Source organism: Streptomyces sp. NPDC042336, from assembly GCF_055581985.1.
In genome coordinates, this window is sequence record NZ_JBVJEA010000002.1 from 416,409 (window position 1) to 436,589 (window position 20,181).

Sequence of the window (20,181 nt, forward strand, 5' to 3'; positions counted from 1 at the left end):
ACGAAAGCCCAGAACATAGCCATCACTTCACTCCTCGAATCTCGACACCATCAAGTCGCTTACCACCGCGGACCCACTTACCGCAGTCCTCACACCGGTACTGCTGGAACTTTGAGACCTGCGTATAGGCGAATCCCCTCTTCTTGAGGTCAACTCCCCCACAGTTGGGGCAGGTCTCCTCATCGCCTTCCTGGTAAAGGCCATGGGCAGGGTGGGAAGGAATCCAGGGAAGCAGTCGGTCATAGAGCTGCTCAGTAATCACAACGTCCTGGACGTTGTACTTCTTCATCTCCTCCCAAGCCTGGTAGTCGCCGGCCATGCACTTGACCCAAAGGGTGTGGCCAGAGTTCTGGACCTTGTGGTCCAGGCCGAGGGCCTTGGTGACGTAGTCGAGCTTGTTGCTCGGGAAACGGAACTGCTTCTTGACAACCTGCAAGAGGTCGATCTGAGCGTAAGGAGAAGGTGGCTTAAGGCCCCCCTCAACGAACTCCCGGTTGAGATGAGGGATGTCAAATCTCTTCCCGTTGTAGTGGATTACAACATCAGCTTCGTCCAGGAGTTCATGAGCCGCGGTAACCATCGTCTCCTTCCCGTCGTGGAAGGAACTCCGAAAGACAACGTCCTCCTCACCCTTGAACTTCGCTGCGAAGCAGATGACCTCTCCGCTTTCAAGGAGCTGGTTGAGCCCTACGTTCTGCTGCCACAAGCCCCATACATGAGCTAGGTTCGGACTGGTCTCAATGTCCAGCGTAAGTAGCTTCAAGAGCCGCCCTCCGTCTCAATGAGGTTGAACTGAATCTGGAGAACCTGACCCGGAGGAATGAAGACGTACCGAGGCTCCTCCATAACCAGGAAGAAACCATCCTTGGTGATAACCTCAACAGCCTCATGGACTTCTCCCAAGAAGTCCTCTGCCTCAATCTCCGAGCGGACGATATGAACCTGATTCGACCCCTGTGAGTCCCTGTAATCAATGATGATCTCTGCTTCAGTCACTGCTGTACCTCCTTGATGACAAGAGCCTTACCGGCCGGCAGGGACTCAAGAAGTTCCTCCACGGAGAACCCCGCGCTCTCCAGATCGAAATCAAAGTCATGGTCCCCAAGCTGCATGGAGCCCACGTTCCATTCACAGATGCTCTGGTGAGCATCGACAATCCAGGCTTCGTAGATCCTCATCAGACAGTCCCCCCGAGACGTTCGATCTCGAACTCAATGAACTTGATGGCCTTGCGGAGATCCTGAATCTCCGTGTCCTCGTCCTTGAGACCAGCACGCCACAGGTATTTCATGGCCGAGCCAATGGGGAAGTTGTAGTGCTTGGTGATTTCGATGCACTCAACCCCCGAGGGGTGAGAGGTGTAGTGACTGGGATGAGCCACCATGTCAGTCTCACCAGGCGACTTCTCCCCCTCATCTCCAGTGTATCGCATATCAACCTCTGGGCAAAAAGAATTGCCCTCATGGGTCAGCGGAGCAGACAGAGCGTCGTAGCGCTCCTCATACTCCAGCTCACTGGAGTCGAAGTTGATACGACCACCCTTGTCCATCCGGACACGGACCTCGTACTCCTCTGCGTTCTCTACGTGATGGACAACGCCCCGTTCAAAAACGTAGGCACCCTTGTCGTGGTTGTCTCGAACCACAATCACGCGGTCATCCTTCTTGAACATCAGTCCTCCACCACCCAACGAAGCTCTTCCTGACCGAACCAGAGAACGACCTCACCAAGGGCCGCCCTGTCCTCAAGGACGATTCCGACGCCCCGAGGAACGGCAACTTCCTCAAAGAGCTGCTTCACTTCCCCGAGAGCACCGAACAGTGGATCACCGGGGGTAATGACCTCAACCTTGTCACCGACTTTGAGCATCACTTCTCCAAACCAAGCAGTCGTCGGATAGAACCGTCACCCTGTTGGCGACGAAGAGAATCAGGGTCCTCAATAGAAGGCAGGGTGATGGGGACTCCGTTGGGGAGTCGTTCAGCCAACTTCTCGTTCATCTTCTGGCCGGCCTCGTCCCCATCTCCCAGGAGGAAGACCTTCTCATAGCCCTTGAAGGCCCTATCGAAGAAGTCCTTCCAGGCACTCACACCCTGGATAGCTACCGCGGGAATCCCGTCCAGCTCAGCAGCCCAGGCACTGAACTCGCCCTCGGTGATGGCGATGTACGGAACATCACTGCGGTTCATCGCCGCGGTGTTGTAGAGCCGCGGTGAGTCAGCAGGAAGGGACTGGTACTTGGAGTGCCCTTCGTGGTGCTCCTTCTGGTTCTTCAGGAAGTGGTAGATCCCGTCCGTGTCCTTGACACACTCGTCCCGGATGCACCGGAAGCGGACAGTGGAGATGAACTGGATTCCAGCCGGCCGAAGGTACGGCACCACCAGGTGATCCCGGTACTTCTCATGACCCACCATCACCAAATCGCCTACGTACCCGGGGAGCCACGTTGCGGCCCCCTCGCCCAAACCGCGGGCGCTCAGGTACTCGTCTGCTGGGCTCCCGAGGTACTGACGGTTGTACGTCTCCGCTGCCTCCACCGAACCAGGCATCTGCCCGTGCTTTCGCTTCAAGGAAGCTCACTCCCTCCTCTCTCATGACCACGCTGTAGGCGTCCTCTGAGAGATCGCATGCATGGCACTTCCAGTAACCAACTTCAGGGTTGATCGTGGCGCTTGGCCTGTCCTCCGCATGGATCGGACAGAGGATCTTCTTCCAAGGCCCTCCCCATTCAGGGATCTCAACTTCGGGGTAGTACTGCTCGAAGGCTTCGAGGATCGACGGCTTAGGCCGCGGAGTACTCGACTCGGACCAGCGCACGGGAACCGTCCTCGTTCTCCTGGTAGACACTCACGGGGAAGGAGTACTCCCGCTGGAGCTGCTTCATGAAGTGCGCGTTGCCGGCGTACTCACGGAACGTAGAGATGTAAGAGTTGATCTCGTTCATCAGTCAGTGTCCTTACGGAAGGTCTTGTGAAGACGCTCTCCAAGGATTCGAAGAGCAGGAGGATTGGTCAGATACTCAGCCGCATTGAGGAGCGTCTGAGGGTTGTCCCTGGCTGCCGTCAGCAGCCGGCCATTGCAGAGACGACAGCAAAGACCCCGGACAAGCCCTGACTTGTGGTCGTGGTCGACATTGAGGCGGTACTTCCGGGACTGGCCACAGATGGCACACACGCCACCCTGGGCCTGGAGGAGGGCTTCGTACTCCCCGTCAAGGAGCCCATATGTGTCCGTGACCCGAGCTTCGTGAGTCGCCTTGGAGCGACTCTTCTTACGGCAGTCCGAACAGATCCGGCCCTTCGGTGTGAAGAACCTGAGTGCTCTGTTCTTCAGGCACCTCGTGCACTTCCGTGTCCTAGCCCTAGAAGACACGACGGATGTCGCATTTCAACTGACGCTCAAAAAAAAGATACTTGGACTCGGTGAAGGTCGACTGGAGTCGACCCAGGAACTCCAGGAGGCTCATCTTGACCCTGCCCGCCCTGCCCTGGTCCAGTATCAGGGTCTTGTAGCCACCCTGGAAAAGGTGCATCAGGGTCTTACCGAGGGCCTCGGCGTTCAGCCGGCGAGGGTTCGTGATCCGAAGGAGGATGACTGCCCCGTCCCCCGTGATGTCCTTCTGAAGACCGAAGCCGTTGCTCTTGTGTGTGTTTTGTGTGCGCTTCATGTCTCTAGTGTGCTCCCTGTCGTGTCGCATATCAACCTGTGAAGCAGATGTGAAGGAGTGATCCACGTCACTCCTCAACCGGAGACATGAGATCCTCATAGCTCACCTTGTGGTTCCCATCCGGGTCCACCAGGACGTACATAGGATTGCCCTCACGCCGGAAGGGACCAGCCTCAATCCTGTACAGGAAGCCATCGCTACGAGTACGAACCACCTGACCCACCTCGAACCGCGGGACATACCTCAGGATCTCTACAGCCGCAGCAAAGTGATGACCGCATGGCTTCTCAACCAGGCACCAAGCACCTGTATCACCCAGGTAGGGCCCATACACCACTACTCCCTGGTTCTCGTCCCTGCCGGGGATACGAACCTTGTCTCCGACCTTGAACATGCCTGTCTCCTTACTCATCAGAAGGCGAGCCCCTCAACGTCCTTGAGACGAAGGGTGTTGCTGTCCAGCTCCATGGCTGCGAACTTCTGCCCAGAGGCATCCGCAAAGCCTTCACGGTTCTTCACAGGACTCAGGTTCAAGACCCGGTTCATGCCAACCTCATCAGGCTCCCGATGGATGGTCATGATGAGGGACGGCACACGACCGATCTTGCCTTTGACCCCAGACAACGGAATGGGCTTCAAGCCGTCAGACCACTCACCAGTGACATGGTGAAGTGCCTGGACGTGAGCCTCGGTTTCCCTGGCCATGTCGTTCAGGTATTCACACATGCCTTCGAGGCCAAATGTGAAGGACTCGGCATCGCCGGCTCCCCCGGTGTCCACGTTGGTAATGTTGTCCACCACACACAAATGCGGGTGACATCCGAAGACCTCGTAGTAGATCTCCAGGTCTGCTTCCATATCGGCCGGCGTAGGCATGGCTTCGTAAGAGAACCTGATCCACCACTTGTCACCCAGGACACGTTCGTAGGACGAGAACTTGTCTTCCAGGAGAGCCTTCTTGATGTCCTTCACATTCTCGCCAGTCAAGATTGCCGTGGAACGACTGAGCTGCGTTGCAGCATTCGAGTCCGCGGACCAGTACATAGCCGGCAGAGAACCGTAGAGAGCCAGGTTCAGAGCCCACAGAGACTTGCCTGTACCAGGACCAGCAGCCACAAGGGAGAGTTCCCCTCGTCGGAAGTCCACGTCCAGCTTCTGAAGTGCCTTGGACGGATTGGGAATGGGCTCTCCAGCAGAGCCCTTGATCCTCGCACTCTGTACGAGTGAGTACATCGATCTCCTTCCGGACATGCAAAAAGGCCCCGAGGTGATGTCTCGGGGCCTTCAGCGTTCAGGGGGGGTGCTACTCGGTGCTGTACGGATCGATCAGGCCAGCAGAGTCGTCACGACCAGAGTTCCAGGCATTTATCCAGGACTCCCGGTGAGTGAAGCCCTCCGGGGCTTCCAGTCGACTTGCCCGAATCTTCTCAGCCTCCTCATGAAGGAGGTCAGCTACTGCATACTGAACCTTCTGTCGACCAACCGGACCCACCCCGTAGAACTCCAGAAGAGCTTCCAGGTCTTCACGTGCACTCACGTCTACTCCTCAAGATCCTCAACGGGCGGAAGCCCGAGATGAGCCCTCACCAGACCGGCAGCCGGCCCATCCTCACTCAGAGGATGGTCGGGGTTGAACAGATCCTCGTGTGTCTTGACTTCAGACACTTCCTGCCAGGCCAACTGATCAGCACGGGACTCGTCCACCAGTTGGCTAACCGCTTCCGCGGCCTCAGCCGGCCACTTGGCCTTGGACAGCTCATCAGCGAACGTCCTGTTCGCCTCAGGCATGCCCTTGCAAGCAGCTCGGAGCTTGGGGAAGTCATCGGGAGACGAAGCCTGGGATTCCATCAGAGGGTTCATCACCTTCGAGCACTCCTCAAGTGCCTCGTTGTAGGGAGCCACCAGCTTCAAGTACTGGTCAGCTCCCTGCTTCCGAGTCGGAGTGTCAGCCACAGGACTGACTTCCGCGGTCGTGCTGGAGGCTGGAGCCGGCTTGCTCTCTGCCGGCTCATCCGAAGAGCAAGCTCCCAGAGTGAGTGCCAGAGAGATGACGCCGGCCACGGCGTACACAGACTTCCTGATCATGAGGTCCCCCCTCGTAAGTCCTTCTGTGAGAGGGGACTTTACCGGAGACCAGGAGCGGTTGGATGCTCCCTGACCTCCCAGTACCTACCCTACGAGGTTCGATGTCGCATGTCAACCTGAGACCAAAAAAAGAGGCTAGTCGGCATCAGCTAGTCGTGCTCGTAGAACTCAACCTCAATGCCGCTGTACCGAACAGTGATCAGGGCGTGGTCGCCAAAGTGCTCCAGGAGGACATTGTCGTAGTGCCCAGACTGAATCGCTGAGGAGAAAGCCTGCACGGCCCGGTAGCGAGGCTCGTTGGGACCCTCGTAGCCGTCCTCAACGTACTTACGGTTGGGCCACTCTCCCTCATAGTGGCCGTTCATCTTACCAAGGGTCGGGTGCCCCCAAACGTCCAGTTCCCACTTGCTGAAGAACTCCTCATCCGTGTCCACCTCAGCAGTGGTCCGAATCCAGGGCTCGTTGGCGTCGAACTCACAGGTGTCCCCGTCGTTGAAGTACGGGGTGTACTGACTCCACCCGAACTCGACGATGGTCGGGTCATCAAGGAGGGCCTGGAACAGAGGAGCAAGCTCCTCAATAGGCTTCTGGTCAACTCGGGACGAGCCCTGGGTGATGTCACCAGAGACAGGCATACCGAGGAAGTTGGTGTCAGTCGTCATAGTCAGACCTCCGAAGGCTGGGAGAGAAGGAGAGTGGACAGAGGAACTTCCTTGCGCTGAGAGCCAGACATCCACTTCTCAACGGGAGTGTTCTTCAGGTAGTCAGCCGGCGAGGGAAGCCAACCCAGGTCTTCGATGATGTGCCGTTCGGCAATAAGCCGAGTCGGCACCTGAACGACCTTGCCACTGGACTTGGTGACAGAGATGGTGGGTCCAAACTTCTGCTGAACCAGCCACACGCCAAGGGTGTGGTGGTAGATGGCTCGGTGTCGAACGTCTCCGATGATCTGCTTGGAGCTATCCAGATACTCTTCGATTGGAAGGTAGTCCTCCATCTGACCACCCCACTTACGGGCGGCCGATTGGGCGTGATTGACGGAGTTCACTGATCCTCCCCAAACCGCTCAACCAGCTCCTCATCCGTCAGGTAGCGGTTGGCATCGCTGTAGTAGTCCTTGACTTCGAGCTGCTTGCTCAGCTCGTGGGCCTCGGGTCGGGTGATGGCAGTAAACGGGTCCTGAAGGATCTTCACAGCCAGATCAACCCAGTGCTCCCACGGACCTTCGGCGTACTCCGAACAGTTCCGGGGCGAGTACGAGACGAACCAGTCTCGAAGGAAGTCACTCCGCTGAACTGCAAGACGCTTACCGGCCTCAAGGGTCCAGTCTTCAGACACTACAGCTCCTCCTTGAATCCACCGCGGGCAACAGCCCGACGAACAGCGTTGGCCTCGTGCTCCCAGAAGGACTTGTCATCGTCATGGAGCTTGTTCCAGTCACGATCCTCGAAGAGCTGTGACTTGGAGAACCGATTGAACAGCCACTCAGCAAGCGTGTCCTTCTCAGTCACTTCTCAACCTCCGGGTCAATCCCATCGGCACATCGGTCACAGCAGGGGGCACCACTTGCGTAGAGGTTTCGAATGTCCTCAGCAAGCTCATGTGCGAAGTCGTCCAGCGCCTCATTCGCCACGTCAGGGTGAATCAGAGCACCTGTCAAACGAGCAAAGATCCAGTCTCGTGCACTCACAGATCCATCTCCTTCAGGGTGGCGGAGACCAGACTGTCTGCCATGTGCTCCGCAATAGCATCAGTCGTCCCAAACGACTTCTGCACGTAGGCAGTGACCAGGTCCGCAGCCAGCGGAACCAGAACAGGATTGTCCGGCTGCTCATGGAGAGCATCCTCCAGACCCATTGCCACCAGACTGATGGCCAGAGCGAAGACCTCAAGTGCCTGATCAGTTGTCTCTATTCCAAACTCGTCAAGACTCACTTCGGAGACTCCGTCTCATATCGCATATCAACCAATGGGCCGAGGGAAGGGGCCCTAACCATCGGGCCCCTGATCCCTCTACTTACTCGACTCCACCGAACCTATCGGCAACTCTGTGTGCCGATGGAGGTAGAAGTTCGTACAACCAACGGGGAACTCGGAATCTTCCTACGTAGTGCATCTCGCCCTCCCTCTACTTCCAGTATGACACAGTCTATGTCGCATATCAACTAGCGGGCACGAGAAAACCGGCAGGCGTGCGACACGTCACAGAACTGGCAGTGGAAGCCCGGATTGGCCTCAAACCTGCCGGCCTTCACGCCCTGGTCCATCTCCACGAACCGAGCTGCTACCTGATCCTCGGTCACCTCGGAGAGGTCCACGGTCTTGGACAGCTTGCCTGTCTTGCCGAAGTACCAGTCCCCCTTGTTGACCTCAAGCCCGAGCTGCTTACGCACGGCCACGGCGTAGGTCTCCAACTGGAAGTGACTCTTTGTCGTCCCCGTCTTCAGGTCCCGGACCCTCACTGAACCATCGTCCTCCTGAACGAGCTGATCGATGTACCCGCGGACGACCACGCCTCCCAGCTCCACCTTGAAGTACAGCTCCAGGCCCACCCGGGGCGTGTAGTCGTCAGCCTCCGAGATGTCGAAACCGTTCCAGCCCCCTCCTTCAGACCAGATCTCGGGCTGGTTCTCCTTGGACCACCTGACGTAGTCCCGAACCTGAGACTGACCGAGGCGGTACCTCTCCTCAATGTCCGCACCAGCGGGCTTCTTGTTCGCAGTCATCCAACGGTTGAGGTCAGGCTGCTTGTACATGGCTCCGTTGACCATGGCTGAGTACTGGTCAGAGAAGAGCTGAACCATCTCCTCCTCCGAGGGAAGCCCATACTCCTTCTCAAACTTCTCAGCAGCCGAGTGGAACGCGGTGCCCTGGAACGACCAGGCCGCCGGCCGCGAGGTCACCCGCTCCACCCGCTGAAGGTAGAACTGCCAACCACACTTCTCGTACTGGTCAACCTGCGACACAGACCGCGGCTGGTTCTCAATGCTCTTGCTCATACTTCCTCCAGACATGAGTGAGGGCCGTGTCCCTGAATGACACGGCCCCCGGTGGGTAGGGTCTCATCCTCCGTACACCATCACAGAGTCGTAGTACTTGCTGCCGACGAAGTCCGGGTGTTCCTTGAAGACCCTCTTCCGCCCAACTACACAGTCAGCCAAGCTCTTACCCAGCTCGGCCGACAACACCTCCAGCACCTCTGCGTCAACCTGGTCCACCAGGTCAGTGATGAAGAGCTGGAAGTAGCGTCCAAACGGCTGACCATGGACTTCCAGGATCAGCATGGCCATCGTCTCGTCCCAGACTTCCGTGTGGGCGACAGTGCCCCCGTGGATCATCCCCAGTACGTCTTGCGGAGCCTCTATGGCGTCCTGACGCGTGATCAAGTGGAGCATGTGGCCCTCCCGTTGGACCTTCAGCGAACCAAATAGCGGCTCGACGTTCATGAAATCTACACAACCTGTTGAGAGATGAACATCGCATATCAACGTGACGATAGTCACACCCCTTGACATACAACCATTAGGGCGTCCTAAGAAACGCCAAAGACCTCCTGGTCAACAGGAGGTCTTGAGGTCTGTTTGAGGTTTTAGTCCTGGGATGGCGGCTCCAAGGGGAGTTGAAGGGCCTGCTTGAACCTGGTGCTGGGGAACGGCAGGTCTGCCGGCCAGTCGATCAACAGGCGCCCGTCCTCGGGCCGGCGTGGTCGGTAGTAGAAGGGCTCCTCCTCAAGGTCAGGGTTGTAACAGAGGACGTCCTGTTGCTCCATCCGCTCACGGACCCACCCCTTGGCAAGCCGGATCTGATCCTCGCTCAGATCCTTGTCCCCGTACCGGTAACGCAACCACTCCCTGAGCCTCATGTTGGCGTACTTCCTGGAGTGGCTGTCGGCGTCCTGCGTGTTCCGCAGCTTCCACCTCACTCGGAGGCCGGCAGCAACCTTCTGAGCTGTCGACTTCCGAGGCAAGTTGAGTTGGAGACGCCTCTTACTTACAGCTTGAACAGTGATACCAAACTCAGCGGCAATGTCCTTGTCGGACACTCCCTCATGGAATAGCTCGATCAGAGCTGCGTCGCTGAGGTGCTTCGTGGGCATGCTAATTCCTTAAGTCGGCGGGAAATCATGCAGGGGCCCTCCTATCGGGGCATCTTTGCCCCGCTGGCTCCACCTACCGTAACGAGCAGAGAGTAGACCTGTCTCGCATATCAACGTGTGACGTGCATCACATGTCTATACGGAGTCTTGCATTCCCGCTCTGTAGCCACCCAACGCCACACACGCCCCTCAGAGGACCTCAAACCACCCAGACGAGACACTGGGACCTCCACATGGACCTTGGCCTGGACAAAGGCACACAGGACTCCTGAGGGGCACTCTAGGACACGGGTTAACCTCTGGCCAACGGAGATGACTGGAACCAGCCACCTAGGCTGTGATCTGGATCTCACTTCTCCCTTGGCTGTCACAAAGTACCTTCCAGTGACACCGACATCTATATTAGAAGAAGAAAGTAGAGACCAGGCTCCTTGAAGAGCCTGGTTGACATGCGATACAGGTACATGCTAGACTGAAGTTAAGAGAGTAAGTAGTTAGAGGGGCTCTTAAGGAGCCCCGATAGACAAGAACTACAGAGGAAGCCCTTAAGGGGCTTCCGACTAGTAGGTAACTACTAGGAGAGTCTCCTGAAGAGACTCTCTACCAGGTTTCCTTCTTGTTCGATCTCCCTGTTGAGATGGCCAAGGCTTCTATGAGCCTTGGCCTTTGTTGTCTCCAGGTCTTGAGAGATCCAAGAAGGTGTTGGGCCCCGGCTGCCAGACAAGTACCCAGCCGGGGCCAGAACTTAGCCGGCTTCCGCGGGAAGCCGGAAGTGGGATCAGGTGGCCTGGGGCAGACCAGGAGCCTGGTTCTGCGTCAAGACTTCTTGGGGGTGCACAAGTTGCCCAGAGCCGCATCGATATGCCTGCGAGCCGGCTGCACCACCAGGACGTTCCGAGATGGCCGGTGCCGAGAGCATCAGACTCGGAGGCCCTGGCAGAACACCTCTGCCAGGAACCAGAACAGGCCGGCCAACTGGCCCTCCATCAGGGCTCAGGTGTTGGCCAGGGATCGGTTCACCTGCCAGATGTGCGGAGCAAGGTCCGACCTGGAGGTGGACCACATCATCCCTGTGGCCAAGGGGGGTTCCTGGGAGATGGAGAACCTGCAAGTCCTCTGCAAGGAGGACCACAAGGCCAAGTCCAGGAAGTTTGGTTAGGACTTGCTGAACCGTGAGGACCAGGGAACTGGACTACTTGCCGCGGATCAGAGCCCATGGCCGATGGCGTGATGGGCATATGGATGTGAGTCTGATTGGAAGTCAGAGGGACCGAAAGGTGCCGGCTCAGCCAGGGGTTCGACTCCCCCACATCCACTTGGCAGGGCTGATGATGACTGAGTCATGAACAGTCTAGGCCCTGTCATCAACATTTAACCCAGCCCCGTTCCTTGTGAGCGGGGCTTTTTCATTCCCTCAAACAGGAGTTGGCCTTGCCTACCGAAGAAGAGATGCGTAGCCCCACCTGGTGTTGGACGCACAACTGCGAGATGTCCCAGTGTCCTCCCCCTCCCCCACCTCCTCAGGAGACCAGCCGATGAGTCCTGAAGACATTGAGCACCGATTTGCCTTCCATGCTGCCAGCCGGCAGGAGAAGCGGGACGAGCACACCTCAGCTCGACAGAGCTGCCGGCAGCTTGCGGACCATCTGAACGAGCTTCTTCCTGAGGGCCGCGAGAAGTGGCTTGCCTTCACCAAGCTCGAAGAGGTCATGTTCTGGGCCAACGCTGCGATTGCTCGGAGTGTTAATGACTGAGACTCAGCCTCTTCCTGGGGACATTGGACTCACCAAGATAGGTGGACTGGCCGGCCTGTTCGTGAACTTCGGTCAATGGTTCGTTGGGGACTTCGCTCCTGTCCAACACGCCCTGGTCTACGTAGGCAATGGCCTGGTCGTCCAGGCCATGCCTTCTGGTGCAGAGCTGATCCCCCTCGAAGAGGCTTCGCCTGTTGTGAAGTGGTCTACGGGACTGATTGATCTCAAGCCTTGGCAGCGACTGACGATTGTTGACGAGGCCAACGCTCTCGTTGGTACTCCGTACTCCTTCCTTGACTACCTCTCCATTGCCCTTGAGCGGCTTGGTATCCGCCCGCGGTGGGTTCTGGAACGAGTGGCCTCGTCAGGCCACCTGATCTGTTCTCAGCTCGTCGTAGAGGCATACCGCCGTGCCGGCGTTGAACTGTTCCCCGGCAAGTTCCCAGGCGACTCCACGCCTGGTGACCTGTACCAGCTCCTCACGAACCTGGAAGAAGCTAATGCCTGAGTTTGATGATGACCTGCTTGAGTTCTTCTCCGAGGAAGTTCTGATGAAGGCCAACAAGCCTTCCAAGGCGTCTGAGCGCCGTTCCTGGAAGGAACAGGCCAAGGCGGACCTGGAGGAGCTTGCAGACCTCTATCCGGAGTATGCAGACGTGCTGAATGAGGTGAACCTGTGACGGATGAGGAAGTCCTTACAGTCGTCTCAACTGTTGCTGCAACACTTCGGATTCTCTCCCAATGGTTTGAAGTGGATACCACGGAGTTCATGTCAGTTGCCCAGGCAGTTGAACTCAACTGGGATGGCATCTGCTGCCCTCTGTGTGAGGAAACCATTTGTGACGAGGGATGCCCTCTTGAGTTTGTGCGGGAAGGCATCTGATGACCACTGAAGAGATGGTTGCAGTCGGTTGGCTCGGATTCATTCTGCTCTGCTATGAGGCCATGCCTCAGAGGTACGTCATGGGGATGGAGTTCTGATGTGTGCCACAGGACGTTGTACTGAAGGCATGCGGTATCGAGTCGGTGTTGATGACGACCGATACCACGATGACTTGACCAAGCACTATGAAATTGCCTTTAGGAACGCTGCCAAGACTCAGGACTTCTTCAAGACTCATGAGGGTTGTGATGTGTGTTCCTTCATTCGGATGGGGTTCTGATGGCCCGGATGCTAGGTAAGTTCTCTCGGCCCTACTGTCGCCAGTGTGCTTGTGAGTCCGGCCCTGACTGCCCAGATTACAGCCGTTCCAAGAGGTCTCAGAAGGCTAAAGAGAAGCGGGACTGGGGCAAGACGATTGTGGACGCCATTGAGGAGGTCTTCGATGTGTTCACATGAGAACTGCCGTGTTGAGGTGCTTCCTGACGGACAGATCGCTGAAGAGCATGTGTTGACTGACGACGAGTTGACTCGGCTCAAGGAGATCCAACAAAGGATCAATCAACTTGTTGAGGATGTGGAGACGGCTTCCTATGGCTACACCATTCCTCGGAACTACTACATCACCGTCAGTCCTGGGGAGGTGTTCGTCAATGGGAAGCCGTGGGCCAGCACCGAAGGATAACGCGGTGCGCAGGAACAAGCACGAGTCGGCAACTGAGATATCCAAGGACACCCGTCCTGGTCGTCCTCTTCCGCGGACTCTTCCTATCTCCACTGCTATGGCCAAGGAGTTCTGGAAGACCTGGGCCGCATCTCCCCAGTCAGAGACCTTTCTTGAGACTGACTGGTTCGAATTGGAGATGGTAACCATCCTCGTAGACGACTTCATTAAGGGTGATCGTAAGTTGGCCGGCGAGATCCGGCAGAGGGTTGCCAAGTTCGGAGCGACCAACGAAGACCGAGCCAGGCTCCGGATGAAGTTTGAGGAGAAGAAGGAAGAGGGTTTCTCCGAAGAGGAAGCCGCGGAACAGTTGGTGTCCGATACCGAGAACTTCTTGAAGGCGTTTGGTAACTGAATAAGCTCAAGGGGGTGATTGCCATTCAGACTGGCAACGCCCCTAGTGAGGCTCCCAAGCGCACATTGGCTTGGGAGCTTCTTGCTTGGGCACAGCGTTTCATTGTGCAGCCGGACGGAGAACGAGCCGGCCAACCCTGGAAGTTCACTCCAGAACAGATTAGGTTCCTGGCCCACTGGTTCGCGGTTGATGACCGCGGTAAGTGGGTCTACTCCACAGGCTCTCTACGTCGCAGCAAAGGATGGGGGAAGAGCCCCGTCCTTGCAGCCCTCTGCATCATTGAGTTCATTGGTCCCTGTCGGTTCTCCCATTGGGCCCGACAGGGAGAACGGTGCTACTCCTGTGAGGTGGAGGGTAGAGGCCCTCATCACGTTGGTAACGAACTGCATCCCATTGGTAAGCGTGTTGCGCTTCCCTTGGTGAACTTGGCAGCCACGTCTATCGACCAGACGAAGAACGTGTACGACGCCATCCGCGGCATGCTTGCCGAGTCCCCCGCAGAGCGGGAATTTGACCTGGACATTGGCAAGACCCTGGTTCAGTTCAAGTCTGGGAAGCCCGGAAAGATCGAGCCGGTTACAGCCTCGTCCCGAGGATTGGAAGGCGCCCGGCAGACGTTTGTATGCCTTGACGAGTCACATCACCTCGTCCCCAATAACCAGGGCGTATACGTCTACGAGGTGCTGGACCGCAACGTTCGTAAGACCGCGGGCGCCGGCTCTCGTCTCCTTGAGAGCACGAACGCATTCTCCCCCAACGAAGCGTCTGTTGCCCAGGGGACCTTCGATGCCTTCGAGGCCGGTACTCCTGGCCTCCTGTACGACTGCGTAGAAGCTTCCAATCCTGAGATTGACCTCAAGGACACTGAAGCAGTCCGAGAGGCTGTCATAGAGGCTTACGCGGATTCCTACTGGGTTGATGTGGATAGCATCATCCAAGCCATTCAGGATCCTCGCACGCCCAAGAACGTGGCTCATCGGTTCTACCTGAACCAGATTGCTGAGTCCGCAGACACTTGGATGCCCAAGGATGAATGGGATCTAGTTCTCCAGGAGGAGAACCCCATCAAGCCTGGGGACCAGATAGCCATTGGGTTTGATGGAAGTATCCGAAATGACTCAACAGGTTTGGTGGGTTGCAGGCTGAGTGACGGCAAGCTCTTCGTCCTGGACGTATGGGAAAAGCCCGAGAACGCTCGGGATGACTGGGAAGTGGACACCCTCGCGGTTGAAGCCGCGGTCTACAAAGCCTTCAAGGACTACCAGGTTGAGTGGTTCTACGGAGACCCTCCGTACTTCCAAGAGGCCATGGGCCGATGGGCAATCCAGTTCGCCACTCGGGATACCGAGTACGTCTTTGAGTTCTGGACCAACAAGCCAACCAGGATGACGCAGGCCACGGAGCGTTTCCGCTCCGCAGTAATGACCAAGGAACTCTGCCATGACGGGGACGAGCGTCTTACTCGTCACGTCCTCAATGCCGTGACTCGTGAAGTCATGGTTGGTGGAGAAGTCGGAATTCTCATTCAGAAGGACAGCCCACGGAGTAAACGGAAGATCGACCTTGCTGTGTGCGCAATCCTCGCCCTTGAGGCGAGAGCAGACGCCATTGCAGACGGACGAATGAAGCGAAGGAGGGGGAGGGTCGTTGGCTTCTGAGACAGCTCCTTACAACAGCGATGGCAGTGCAGCAGCGGGAATTTTCTCTTCCCCCCAGACTCCCATTGAATGGGTCAACTGGCTGTATTCAAAGCTCTTGCGGAACAAGCAGACGTTCATGAAATATCAGGCTTACTACGAAGGTCAGCATCAGAAGTTGGTGTTCTCCCAAGCCAGGTATCACAATCAATATGGCCACATCTTTGCTCAGTGGAGTGACAACTTCTCTGGCCTCATCATTGACTCCGTCAATGAGCGAATGGCTATTGACGGCTTCAGGATGACTGAGGAAGACACCGAGGCTGACAAGGACGCTCGGTCCATTTGGCAGCGGAACTACATGGACTCCGAGTCCAACACAGGCAACCGTGAAGCCCTTATTAACGGCGTCTCATACGCCGTTGTCTGGGGAGACAATGATGGTGAGCCTGTTATCTCCGTGGAGTCCCCTCTTGAGGTTGTAGTCGAGTACAAGCCGGGCTCTCGCAGGGAGTTGCTGGCCGGCGCCAAGTTCTACAAGGACGCCTGGGGCAAGGAGTATGGAACTCTGTTCCTCCCCAATGAGGTCTATCAGTTCGACATGAACGGTCTTGCAGCACAGGTCCTTGGTAGTCCTGCCCCCAACCCAATGGGAGAGGTTCCCATCGTTCCTCTCATGGGCAGGACTCGCCTTGTGGGCGATCCTGTCTCTGACCTCCAGCCGGTCATTCCTATTCAGAACGCGATCAACAAGGTGACGGCTGACGCTCTTGTGGCAAGTGAGTATGCGGCTTGGCCTCAGCGTTGGGTCAGTGGTTTGGAGATTCAGGAGGATGACCAGGGAAACCCCAGAGAGCCTTGGGACCCTGGTATCACCAAGATCCTCCAGGCAGAAGACCCTCTGTCCAAGTTTGGTCAGTTCGAAGCGGCTGACCTTGGTAACTACGTGACTTTGGTTGACATGCTTGTGCAGCACCTTGCCGCGGTTACGAGAATTCCCTTTTCGTACATGCTGGCCAACAAGTCTGCTGCACCTTCGGGCGAGGCAAATGCAACTGCTGAAGCAGGTCTCATTGCCAAGACTCGCGACAGTATGACTCACCTTGGTGAGGGTTGGGAGCGCGTAATGCGCCTTGCCTTCAAGGTCAAGGGTAAGCACACGGACGAAATGTTCAGTGCGGAGATCATATGGCGAGACCCCGAAAACAGAACTGAAGCTCAACACATGGATGCTCTGATCAAGCAGAAGGAACTTGGTGTTCCCCGTGATGAGCTTCTGTCGGCTGCTGGCTACACACCAGCCCAGATTGAGCGGTTCCGTGAAATGCGGATTCAGGACGCCAAGGACGAAGCCGAGATTCAGAAGCACCTTCCCAAGCCGGAAGCCCCTGTGGGCCCTGACGGCAAGCCAGTTGCACGACCTGGAGACAAGGCAGCCGCAATGGCAGCCAAGGCCCCTCAAGGCAACGCCGGCAACCAGGCCCGGAAGCAGAAGGACCCTTCCGCGGCCAAGTAAAACCACTGTACTAACGAAGCTCCCGCCGAAATGGCTTGGGGGCTCTTTTTATTTCCAGCTCAAGAGCCGAAATGGACGGAGCAAACCATGGCTGACGACAACCAGAACGACCAGAACACCGAGACTCCCCCGAGCACGCTTGAAGAGGCTCTGGCTCTGCTTGATGCAGAGCGCCAGAACGTCACCAAGTGGAAGGGCCTTTCCCGGACCAATGAGGACCGGTGGAAGGAAGTCTCTCAGGAGCGTGACCAGCTCAAGGCATCTCAGATGACAGACGCTGAGAAGCAGATTGAGCAGGCTCGGCAGGAAGCGCGCAATGCAGCCCTGTCCGAGGTTGGCACTGACCTTGTGGCTGCGGAACTGCGAGCCCAGGCCGCTTCTAATGGCGTTCAGCTCCCTGAGGAGCGATTCATTAACACCAGTTCCCTTCTGGGAGCTGATGGGCGCCCTGACAAGAGCGCAATTGAAGCATTCGTCAGCTCTCTCCCCAAGCCTCAGCAGCAGGGCTATCGACAGGATCTCGGTCTTGGTCGCCAGGGCGGTAATGCCCCTGGGCTCTCTCGTGAGGAATACAACCGGATGTCTCGTGAGGACCGCAAGAAGGCCCGTGAAGACGGGCGAGTTCGTAGCGCTCTCCTCGGAGGTAATGACTAAGAACCTGAGGTATATCTATGGCTACTGAGAACGCTCCTGTTAACGGCTGGTACAGCCAGGATGGCGGGACCTACAACAGCACTGTTGTGGACACCTTCATCCCGGAAATTTGGACTGACCAGCTCCTTGACGACATTGAGGACGAGCTTCTGCTTAGCTCGTCCACCATCACCAACCGTGATTATGACGGTGTGTTCCGCCGGGAAGGCGACGTTGTTCGTATTCCCCACTTTGTTGACACTGTGGTTGATAAGGGCATGGTTGAGGCGTACGGCGAGATCGGCACGGCGGACCGTGCGGCGCTTGAGTACATCAAGATGACCGTGAACAAGGGCTCCTCGTTCCACATCGAGCTGGACTCCCTTCACCAGCTCCAGACCAAGGCCGGCCTGGACCTGATGAGCAACCTGGTTCGCCAGCGTGCTCGTGCCGCGGCTGTCTCGATTGACAAGACCCTGGCTCTGACCATCCTGGCTGCGGTCAGCGGTAAGGACCTGAACGGTACTCGGGACCCGAACGCCGTTGTCACGGGCCTGCCGGCTCTGCACGGGAAGATTGATGAGGTTCTGGACACTGACTTCCCGACTGACCGTGTCATCGGTGTCTACGACTTCATTGTTGCGATGATCCGCAACCTGAACATCAAGAATGCTCCGCTGAGCCGTTACCTGTTCATCTCCCCCAACCTGTACTCCGAGCTTCTGCTTGACCCGAAGTTCATTGACGCCTCTCACTTCGGTGCGAATGTCATGCAGTCTGGTGTGGTTGGTCAGATCCTCGGTCTCCCGGTTCGCGTCTCAAACCAGCTCGGCGCTCACACCCGTCCGGCTACCGGCGGTGCCGGTGGCAACAAGGGCAAGCTGATGCGTGGCTCGCACGACGCCTTCAAGACCGTGGACATCCTGATGGGCTCGACTCAGGCTGCGTCCCTGGTCATTCCGCACGCTGAGATGAAGGCGTACTCCCCGGAGAAGTCCTTCACCGCGGCTGTGAAGTCTCGTGTCATCTACGACGCTAAGGTGATCCGCCCTGAGCAGATCGTTGTGGCCCGTGGTGTTGAGGCCCTGATCGGCACTCACAACGCGACGGCTACTGCCACTCCGTGACCCAACCCTTCCCTTTGAAGGGAGGGATGTCTAGTGGCTTTTGTCACTGTTGATGAGGTGGGTATCCGGCTTGGATACCCCCTCACTCCCGAAGAGCAGACCCGAGTTCAGGCATTCATTGATGACTGCACTGTCCTCATTGAGGACTACTGCGGTAAGGACTTCGAGCGTCGAGAGAACCAGAGCTTCCAGCTCCCCTCTACAGGGAGCTGCTTCCTCAAGATCCCTCGTCGTTACCTTCCCTTCCTCCAGGTGACCGAGGTCAAGCTTGGCACTGAGGTCATCACTGACTGGGTGCTCAACGATCTGGAGGTTGGTCTCTACCGTGCTGACGGTTGGGGCCAGGTCGTCACAGTCACCGGCTCCTGGGGCTACTTCACTCCGCCGGCAGTCCTCAAGACTGCCACCGCGGCTGAGGTCATCCGTTGGATGGCTCAAACTCCTGGCCTTGCTATGGAGCGGACTGGAGAACGTGAGGTCGAGTACGCCACGGCGTCTTCCCCTCAGTCTCTGTCTGCTGCTGCCATGCAGGCTCTTCGGAGGTACCGGCCCTCTGCCGGGACCATCACCCTTAAGCGGGGTGACTGCTGATGAGTCAGTGGGACGAGGTCGTTGAGGTCTACTCCTCGGCTGAGGTCAAGGACGGCATCTACACCAAGAGGGACTGGACCAACCCTGTGTTGGTCCTGACCTCTCGGGCCTCTGTACAGCCTGAGAAGAACTTCGAGATGAGGTCCCCCGAGAGGGACCTTGCTCAGGAGCGTCTCCATGTCTACCTGCCCTACACGGAGTTGATAGACGACCAGCACCGCGTCAAGTGGCGCGGTGTCTGGTTCGAGGTGGACGGTCCTCCGGATCTCTGGCCTTACGGCTCTACCCGTCATACCCATCTGATCATTTGGAGGGCGAAGAACGGATGAGCCAAGAAGGCAAGTTCCATATGACGTTTGACCGCGGGTGGGAAACCAAGATGTTCTCCACCCTTGAGGCAGGCGCCCTGGTGGCTGAGGTCACGGAGAAGATCCGTGGTTACGTCGTTCGTGAGGCCCCTCGGTCTCGTACGACCAAGACCACCTGGAACCAGCTCAAGAAGGCCATGAGCGCCTTTGTTGAGAGGGACGCCAGAGGCTATTACGGCAACGTCACCATTGAGTTGAATGACCGTGTTCGTCACGCATTCCTTCAGGACCGTGGTTGGACGGACAGACGAGGTCGCCGGCACCCGGGCAAGCACTACCTTCGTGAGGCCCTGCTGAAGGCTAGGGAGGACTGATGAGTCTTGACCCGATGATCCCTGTGGTGTCTTACCTCATGAGTCTTCCTGACCTTCCTGAGGGCAGTGTCACTCCTGACATGACTTCTCGTACTGTCGGAGACACCACGGTCTATGTCTACCTGGACAATGGCTATCAATTCCTCAGGGATGTGGGAGACCGGATCTACGTTGCCTACGAGGTATACAGCCCAGACCGAAGTGATGCTGTAGATCTCGCACTCCTGGTCCGTAAGCACCTCCTGAAGGGCCTCAGGGATGTCTCAGTGGGAGACCTGTACTTCCTTGATGCACATGACGAGGAGTACCCGACCTACGAGCCTGACGCCTCCTCAAGGGAGCACGTCTACTGCGGAGTTGTCTCCCTTTACTGCGTAGAGAACTGAACGAACCAACACACCTGAGGCCCCTTCCGAGGGGCCTTTTTTGTTGCC

Annotated in this window: 36 protein-coding genes and 1 pseudogene; 15 read left to right on the forward strand and 22 right to left on the reverse strand. The window is 57.2% G+C overall.

Annotated features, from left to right (window positions below; translation table 11 throughout):
* Positions 1-22 precede the first annotated feature (22 nt).
* The 22 genes and pseudogenes from ACZ6IM_RS06960 to ACZ6IM_RS07065 all read right to left on the reverse strand — a co-directional run bounded on the left by ACZ6IM_RS06960 (position 23) and on the right by ACZ6IM_RS07065 (position 9,848).
* Positions 23-763, reverse strand: a complete 741-nt coding sequence (locus ACZ6IM_RS06960; protein ID WP_469554653.1) for a ribonuclease H-like domain-containing protein — start codon at positions 761-763, stop codon at positions 23-25.
* Complete coding sequence (locus ACZ6IM_RS06965; protein ID WP_469554655.1) at positions 760-996, reverse strand: hypothetical protein; 237 nt, start codon at positions 994-996, stop codon at positions 760-762. Before ACZ6IM_RS06965 ends, ACZ6IM_RS06960 begins: the two co-directional genes overlap by 4 nt.
* Positions 993-1,178, reverse strand: a complete 186-nt coding sequence (locus ACZ6IM_RS06970) for a hypothetical protein (RefSeq protein ID WP_469554656.1) — start codon at positions 1,176-1,178, stop codon at positions 993-995. The genes ACZ6IM_RS06965 and ACZ6IM_RS06970 overlap by 4 nt, the downstream gene beginning before the upstream one ends.
* The gene (locus ACZ6IM_RS06975; protein WP_469554658.1) at positions 1,178-1,672 is read right to left on the reverse strand and encodes a DUF3310 domain-containing protein; all 495 of its coding nucleotides are present in this window, start codon (positions 1,670-1,672) and stop codon (positions 1,178-1,180) included. Before ACZ6IM_RS06975 ends, ACZ6IM_RS06970 begins: the two co-directional genes overlap by 1 nt.
* On the reverse strand, positions 1,672-1,869 hold the full coding sequence (locus ACZ6IM_RS06980; RefSeq protein ID WP_469554659.1) for a hypothetical protein: 198 nt from the start codon (positions 1,867-1,869) through the stop codon (positions 1,672-1,674). Before ACZ6IM_RS06980 ends, ACZ6IM_RS06975 begins: the two co-directional genes overlap by 1 nt.
* Positions 1,869-2,570 (reverse strand): toprim domain-containing protein, encoded by a 702-nt coding sequence (locus tag ACZ6IM_RS06985; RefSeq protein WP_469554661.1) that lies wholly within the window; start codon positions 2,568-2,570, stop codon positions 1,869-1,871. Before ACZ6IM_RS06985 ends, ACZ6IM_RS06980 begins: the two co-directional genes overlap by 1 nt.
* Positions 2,571-2,616: 46 nt before the next feature.
* Positions 2,617-2,847, reverse strand: a pseudogene (locus ACZ6IM_RS06990) (hypothetical protein); the annotation flags it as partial.
* Entirely contained in the window at positions 2,783-2,944 is a 162-nt protein-coding gene (locus ACZ6IM_RS06995) for a hypothetical protein (protein ID WP_469554663.1), read from the reverse strand. The gene ACZ6IM_RS06995 and the pseudogene ACZ6IM_RS06990, both read right to left, overlap by 65 nt.
* Positions 2,944-3,372: an endonuclease domain-containing protein gene (locus tag ACZ6IM_RS07000; protein ID WP_469554665.1), complete on the reverse strand. Its 429-nt coding sequence runs from the start codon at positions 3,370-3,372 to the stop codon at positions 2,944-2,946. The genes ACZ6IM_RS06995 and ACZ6IM_RS07000 overlap by 1 nt, the downstream gene beginning before the upstream one ends.
* A complete protein-coding gene (locus ACZ6IM_RS07005) occupies positions 3,362-3,667 on the reverse strand; it encodes a hypothetical protein (RefSeq protein WP_469554667.1) in 306 nt (101 codons plus the stop codon). Before ACZ6IM_RS07005 ends, ACZ6IM_RS07000 begins: the two co-directional genes overlap by 11 nt.
* A 67-nt stretch (positions 3,668-3,734) precedes the next feature.
* Positions 3,735-4,061, reverse strand: a complete 327-nt coding sequence (locus ACZ6IM_RS07010) for a hypothetical protein (protein WP_469554669.1) — start codon at positions 4,059-4,061, stop codon at positions 3,735-3,737.
* A 17-nt stretch (positions 4,062-4,078) separates the two neighbouring features.
* Positions 4,079-4,900 (reverse strand): AAA family ATPase, encoded by an 822-nt coding sequence (locus ACZ6IM_RS07015; RefSeq protein ID WP_469554671.1) that lies wholly within the window; start codon positions 4,898-4,900, stop codon positions 4,079-4,081.
* Positions 4,901-4,970: 70 nt separating this feature from the next.
* Entirely contained in the window at positions 4,971-5,204 is a 234-nt protein-coding gene (locus tag ACZ6IM_RS07020) for a hypothetical protein (protein WP_469554673.1), read from the reverse strand.
* Positions 5,205-5,206: 2 nt separating this feature from the next.
* Entirely contained in the window at positions 5,207-5,752 is a 546-nt protein-coding gene (locus ACZ6IM_RS07025) for a hypothetical protein (RefSeq protein WP_469554674.1), read from the reverse strand.
* Between the two features lie 149 nt (positions 5,753-5,901).
* Positions 5,902-6,414, reverse strand: coding sequence for a hypothetical protein (locus ACZ6IM_RS07030; protein ID WP_469554675.1), 513 nt, complete (start codon positions 6,412-6,414; stop codon positions 5,902-5,904).
* A gap of 2 nt (positions 6,415-6,416) precedes the next feature.
* A complete protein-coding gene (locus ACZ6IM_RS07035; RefSeq protein ID WP_469554676.1) occupies positions 6,417-6,800 on the reverse strand; it encodes a DUF6915 family protein in 384 nt (127 codons plus the stop codon).
* Positions 6,797-7,090, reverse strand: a complete 294-nt coding sequence (locus ACZ6IM_RS07040) for a hypothetical protein (protein WP_469554677.1) — start codon at positions 7,088-7,090, stop codon at positions 6,797-6,799. Before ACZ6IM_RS07040 ends, ACZ6IM_RS07035 begins: the two co-directional genes overlap by 4 nt.
* On the reverse strand, positions 7,090-7,263 hold the full coding sequence (locus ACZ6IM_RS07045) for a hypothetical protein (protein WP_469554679.1): 174 nt from the start codon (positions 7,261-7,263) through the stop codon (positions 7,090-7,092). The genes ACZ6IM_RS07040 and ACZ6IM_RS07045 overlap by 1 nt, the downstream gene beginning before the upstream one ends.
* A 175-nt stretch (positions 7,264-7,438) precedes the next feature.
* A complete protein-coding gene (locus tag ACZ6IM_RS07050; RefSeq protein ID WP_469554680.1) occupies positions 7,439-7,687 on the reverse strand; it encodes a hypothetical protein in 249 nt (82 codons plus the stop codon).
* Between the two features lie 230 nt (positions 7,688-7,917).
* The gene (locus ACZ6IM_RS07055; protein ID WP_469554682.1) at positions 7,918-8,751 is read right to left on the reverse strand and encodes a RecB family exonuclease; all 834 of its coding nucleotides are present in this window, start codon (positions 8,749-8,751) and stop codon (positions 7,918-7,920) included.
* A 63-nt stretch (positions 8,752-8,814) separates the two neighbouring features.
* Positions 8,815-9,198, reverse strand: a complete 384-nt coding sequence (locus ACZ6IM_RS07060) for a hypothetical protein (protein WP_469554684.1) — start codon at positions 9,196-9,198, stop codon at positions 8,815-8,817.
* 143 nt (positions 9,199-9,341) lie between these two features.
* On the reverse strand, positions 9,342-9,848 hold the full coding sequence (locus ACZ6IM_RS07065) for a hypothetical protein (RefSeq protein ID WP_469554685.1): 507 nt from the start codon (positions 9,846-9,848) through the stop codon (positions 9,342-9,344).
* 1,027 nt (positions 9,849-10,875) lie between these two features.
* On the opposite strand from ACZ6IM_RS07065, the gene ACZ6IM_RS07070 reads away from it, so the two are divergent.
* The 15 genes from ACZ6IM_RS07070 to ACZ6IM_RS07140 all read left to right on the forward strand — a co-directional run bounded on the left by ACZ6IM_RS07070 (position 10,876) and on the right by ACZ6IM_RS07140 (position 20,133).
* A complete protein-coding gene (locus ACZ6IM_RS07070; RefSeq protein ID WP_469554686.1) occupies positions 10,876-11,007 on the forward strand; it encodes an HNH endonuclease in 132 nt (43 codons plus the stop codon).
* Positions 11,008-11,383: 376 nt separating this feature from the next.
* A complete protein-coding gene (locus ACZ6IM_RS07075; RefSeq protein WP_469554687.1) occupies positions 11,384-11,602 on the forward strand; it encodes an Acb2/Tad1 domain-containing protein in 219 nt (72 codons plus the stop codon).
* Positions 11,595-12,110 (forward strand): hypothetical protein, encoded by a 516-nt coding sequence (locus tag ACZ6IM_RS07080; RefSeq protein WP_469554689.1) that lies wholly within the window; start codon positions 11,595-11,597, stop codon positions 12,108-12,110. Before ACZ6IM_RS07075 ends, ACZ6IM_RS07080 begins: the two co-directional genes overlap by 8 nt.
* On the forward strand, positions 12,103-12,282 hold the full coding sequence (locus tag ACZ6IM_RS07085) for a hypothetical protein (protein WP_469554690.1): 180 nt from the start codon (positions 12,103-12,105) through the stop codon (positions 12,280-12,282). The genes ACZ6IM_RS07080 and ACZ6IM_RS07085 overlap by 8 nt, the downstream gene beginning before the upstream one ends.
* Positions 12,279-12,485, forward strand: a complete 207-nt coding sequence (locus ACZ6IM_RS07090; RefSeq protein WP_469554691.1) for a hypothetical protein — start codon at positions 12,279-12,281, stop codon at positions 12,483-12,485. The genes ACZ6IM_RS07085 and ACZ6IM_RS07090 overlap by 4 nt, the downstream gene beginning before the upstream one ends.
* A gap of 442 nt (positions 12,486-12,927) precedes the next feature.
* On the forward strand, positions 12,928-13,167 hold the full coding sequence (locus ACZ6IM_RS07095) for a hypothetical protein (RefSeq protein WP_469554693.1): 240 nt from the start codon (positions 12,928-12,930) through the stop codon (positions 13,165-13,167).
* A gap of 4 nt (positions 13,168-13,171) precedes the next feature.
* Positions 13,172-13,561 (forward strand): phage terminase small subunit, encoded by a 390-nt coding sequence (locus tag ACZ6IM_RS07100; RefSeq protein WP_469554694.1) that lies wholly within the window; start codon positions 13,172-13,174, stop codon positions 13,559-13,561.
* A gap of 14 nt (positions 13,562-13,575) precedes the next feature.
* Positions 13,576-15,219, forward strand: coding sequence for a hypothetical protein (locus ACZ6IM_RS07105; RefSeq protein ID WP_469554696.1), 1,644 nt, complete (start codon positions 13,576-13,578; stop codon positions 15,217-15,219).
* Positions 15,209-16,714, forward strand: a complete 1,506-nt coding sequence (locus ACZ6IM_RS07110) for a phage portal protein (RefSeq protein WP_469554697.1) — start codon at positions 15,209-15,211, stop codon at positions 16,712-16,714. Before ACZ6IM_RS07105 ends, ACZ6IM_RS07110 begins: the two co-directional genes overlap by 11 nt.
* Before the next feature lie 87 nt (positions 16,715-16,801).
* The gene (locus tag ACZ6IM_RS07115; RefSeq protein ID WP_469554699.1) at positions 16,802-17,368 is read left to right on the forward strand and encodes a hypothetical protein; all 567 of its coding nucleotides are present in this window, start codon (positions 16,802-16,804) and stop codon (positions 17,366-17,368) included.
* A gap of 17 nt (positions 17,369-17,385) precedes the next feature.
* Positions 17,386-18,474 (forward strand): hypothetical protein, encoded by a 1,089-nt coding sequence (locus tag ACZ6IM_RS07120; protein ID WP_469554701.1) that lies wholly within the window; start codon positions 17,386-17,388, stop codon positions 18,472-18,474.
* Positions 18,475-18,507: 33 nt separating this feature from the next.
* The gene (locus tag ACZ6IM_RS07125) at positions 18,508-19,065 is read left to right on the forward strand and encodes a phage gp6-like head-tail connector protein (protein ID WP_469554703.1); all 558 of its coding nucleotides are present in this window, start codon (positions 18,508-18,510) and stop codon (positions 19,063-19,065) included.
* Entirely contained in the window at positions 19,065-19,394 is a 330-nt protein-coding gene (locus ACZ6IM_RS07130) for a head-tail adaptor protein (RefSeq protein WP_469554704.1), read from the forward strand. The genes ACZ6IM_RS07125 and ACZ6IM_RS07130 overlap by 1 nt, the downstream gene beginning before the upstream one ends.
* Positions 19,391-19,747: a hypothetical protein gene (locus tag ACZ6IM_RS07135; protein ID WP_469554705.1), complete on the forward strand. Its 357-nt coding sequence runs from the start codon at positions 19,391-19,393 to the stop codon at positions 19,745-19,747. The genes ACZ6IM_RS07130 and ACZ6IM_RS07135 overlap by 4 nt, the downstream gene beginning before the upstream one ends.
* Positions 19,747-20,133 (forward strand): hypothetical protein, encoded by a 387-nt coding sequence (locus ACZ6IM_RS07140; protein WP_469554708.1) that lies wholly within the window; start codon positions 19,747-19,749, stop codon positions 20,131-20,133. Before ACZ6IM_RS07135 ends, ACZ6IM_RS07140 begins: the two co-directional genes overlap by 1 nt.
* Positions 20,134-20,181 lie beyond the last annotated feature (48 nt).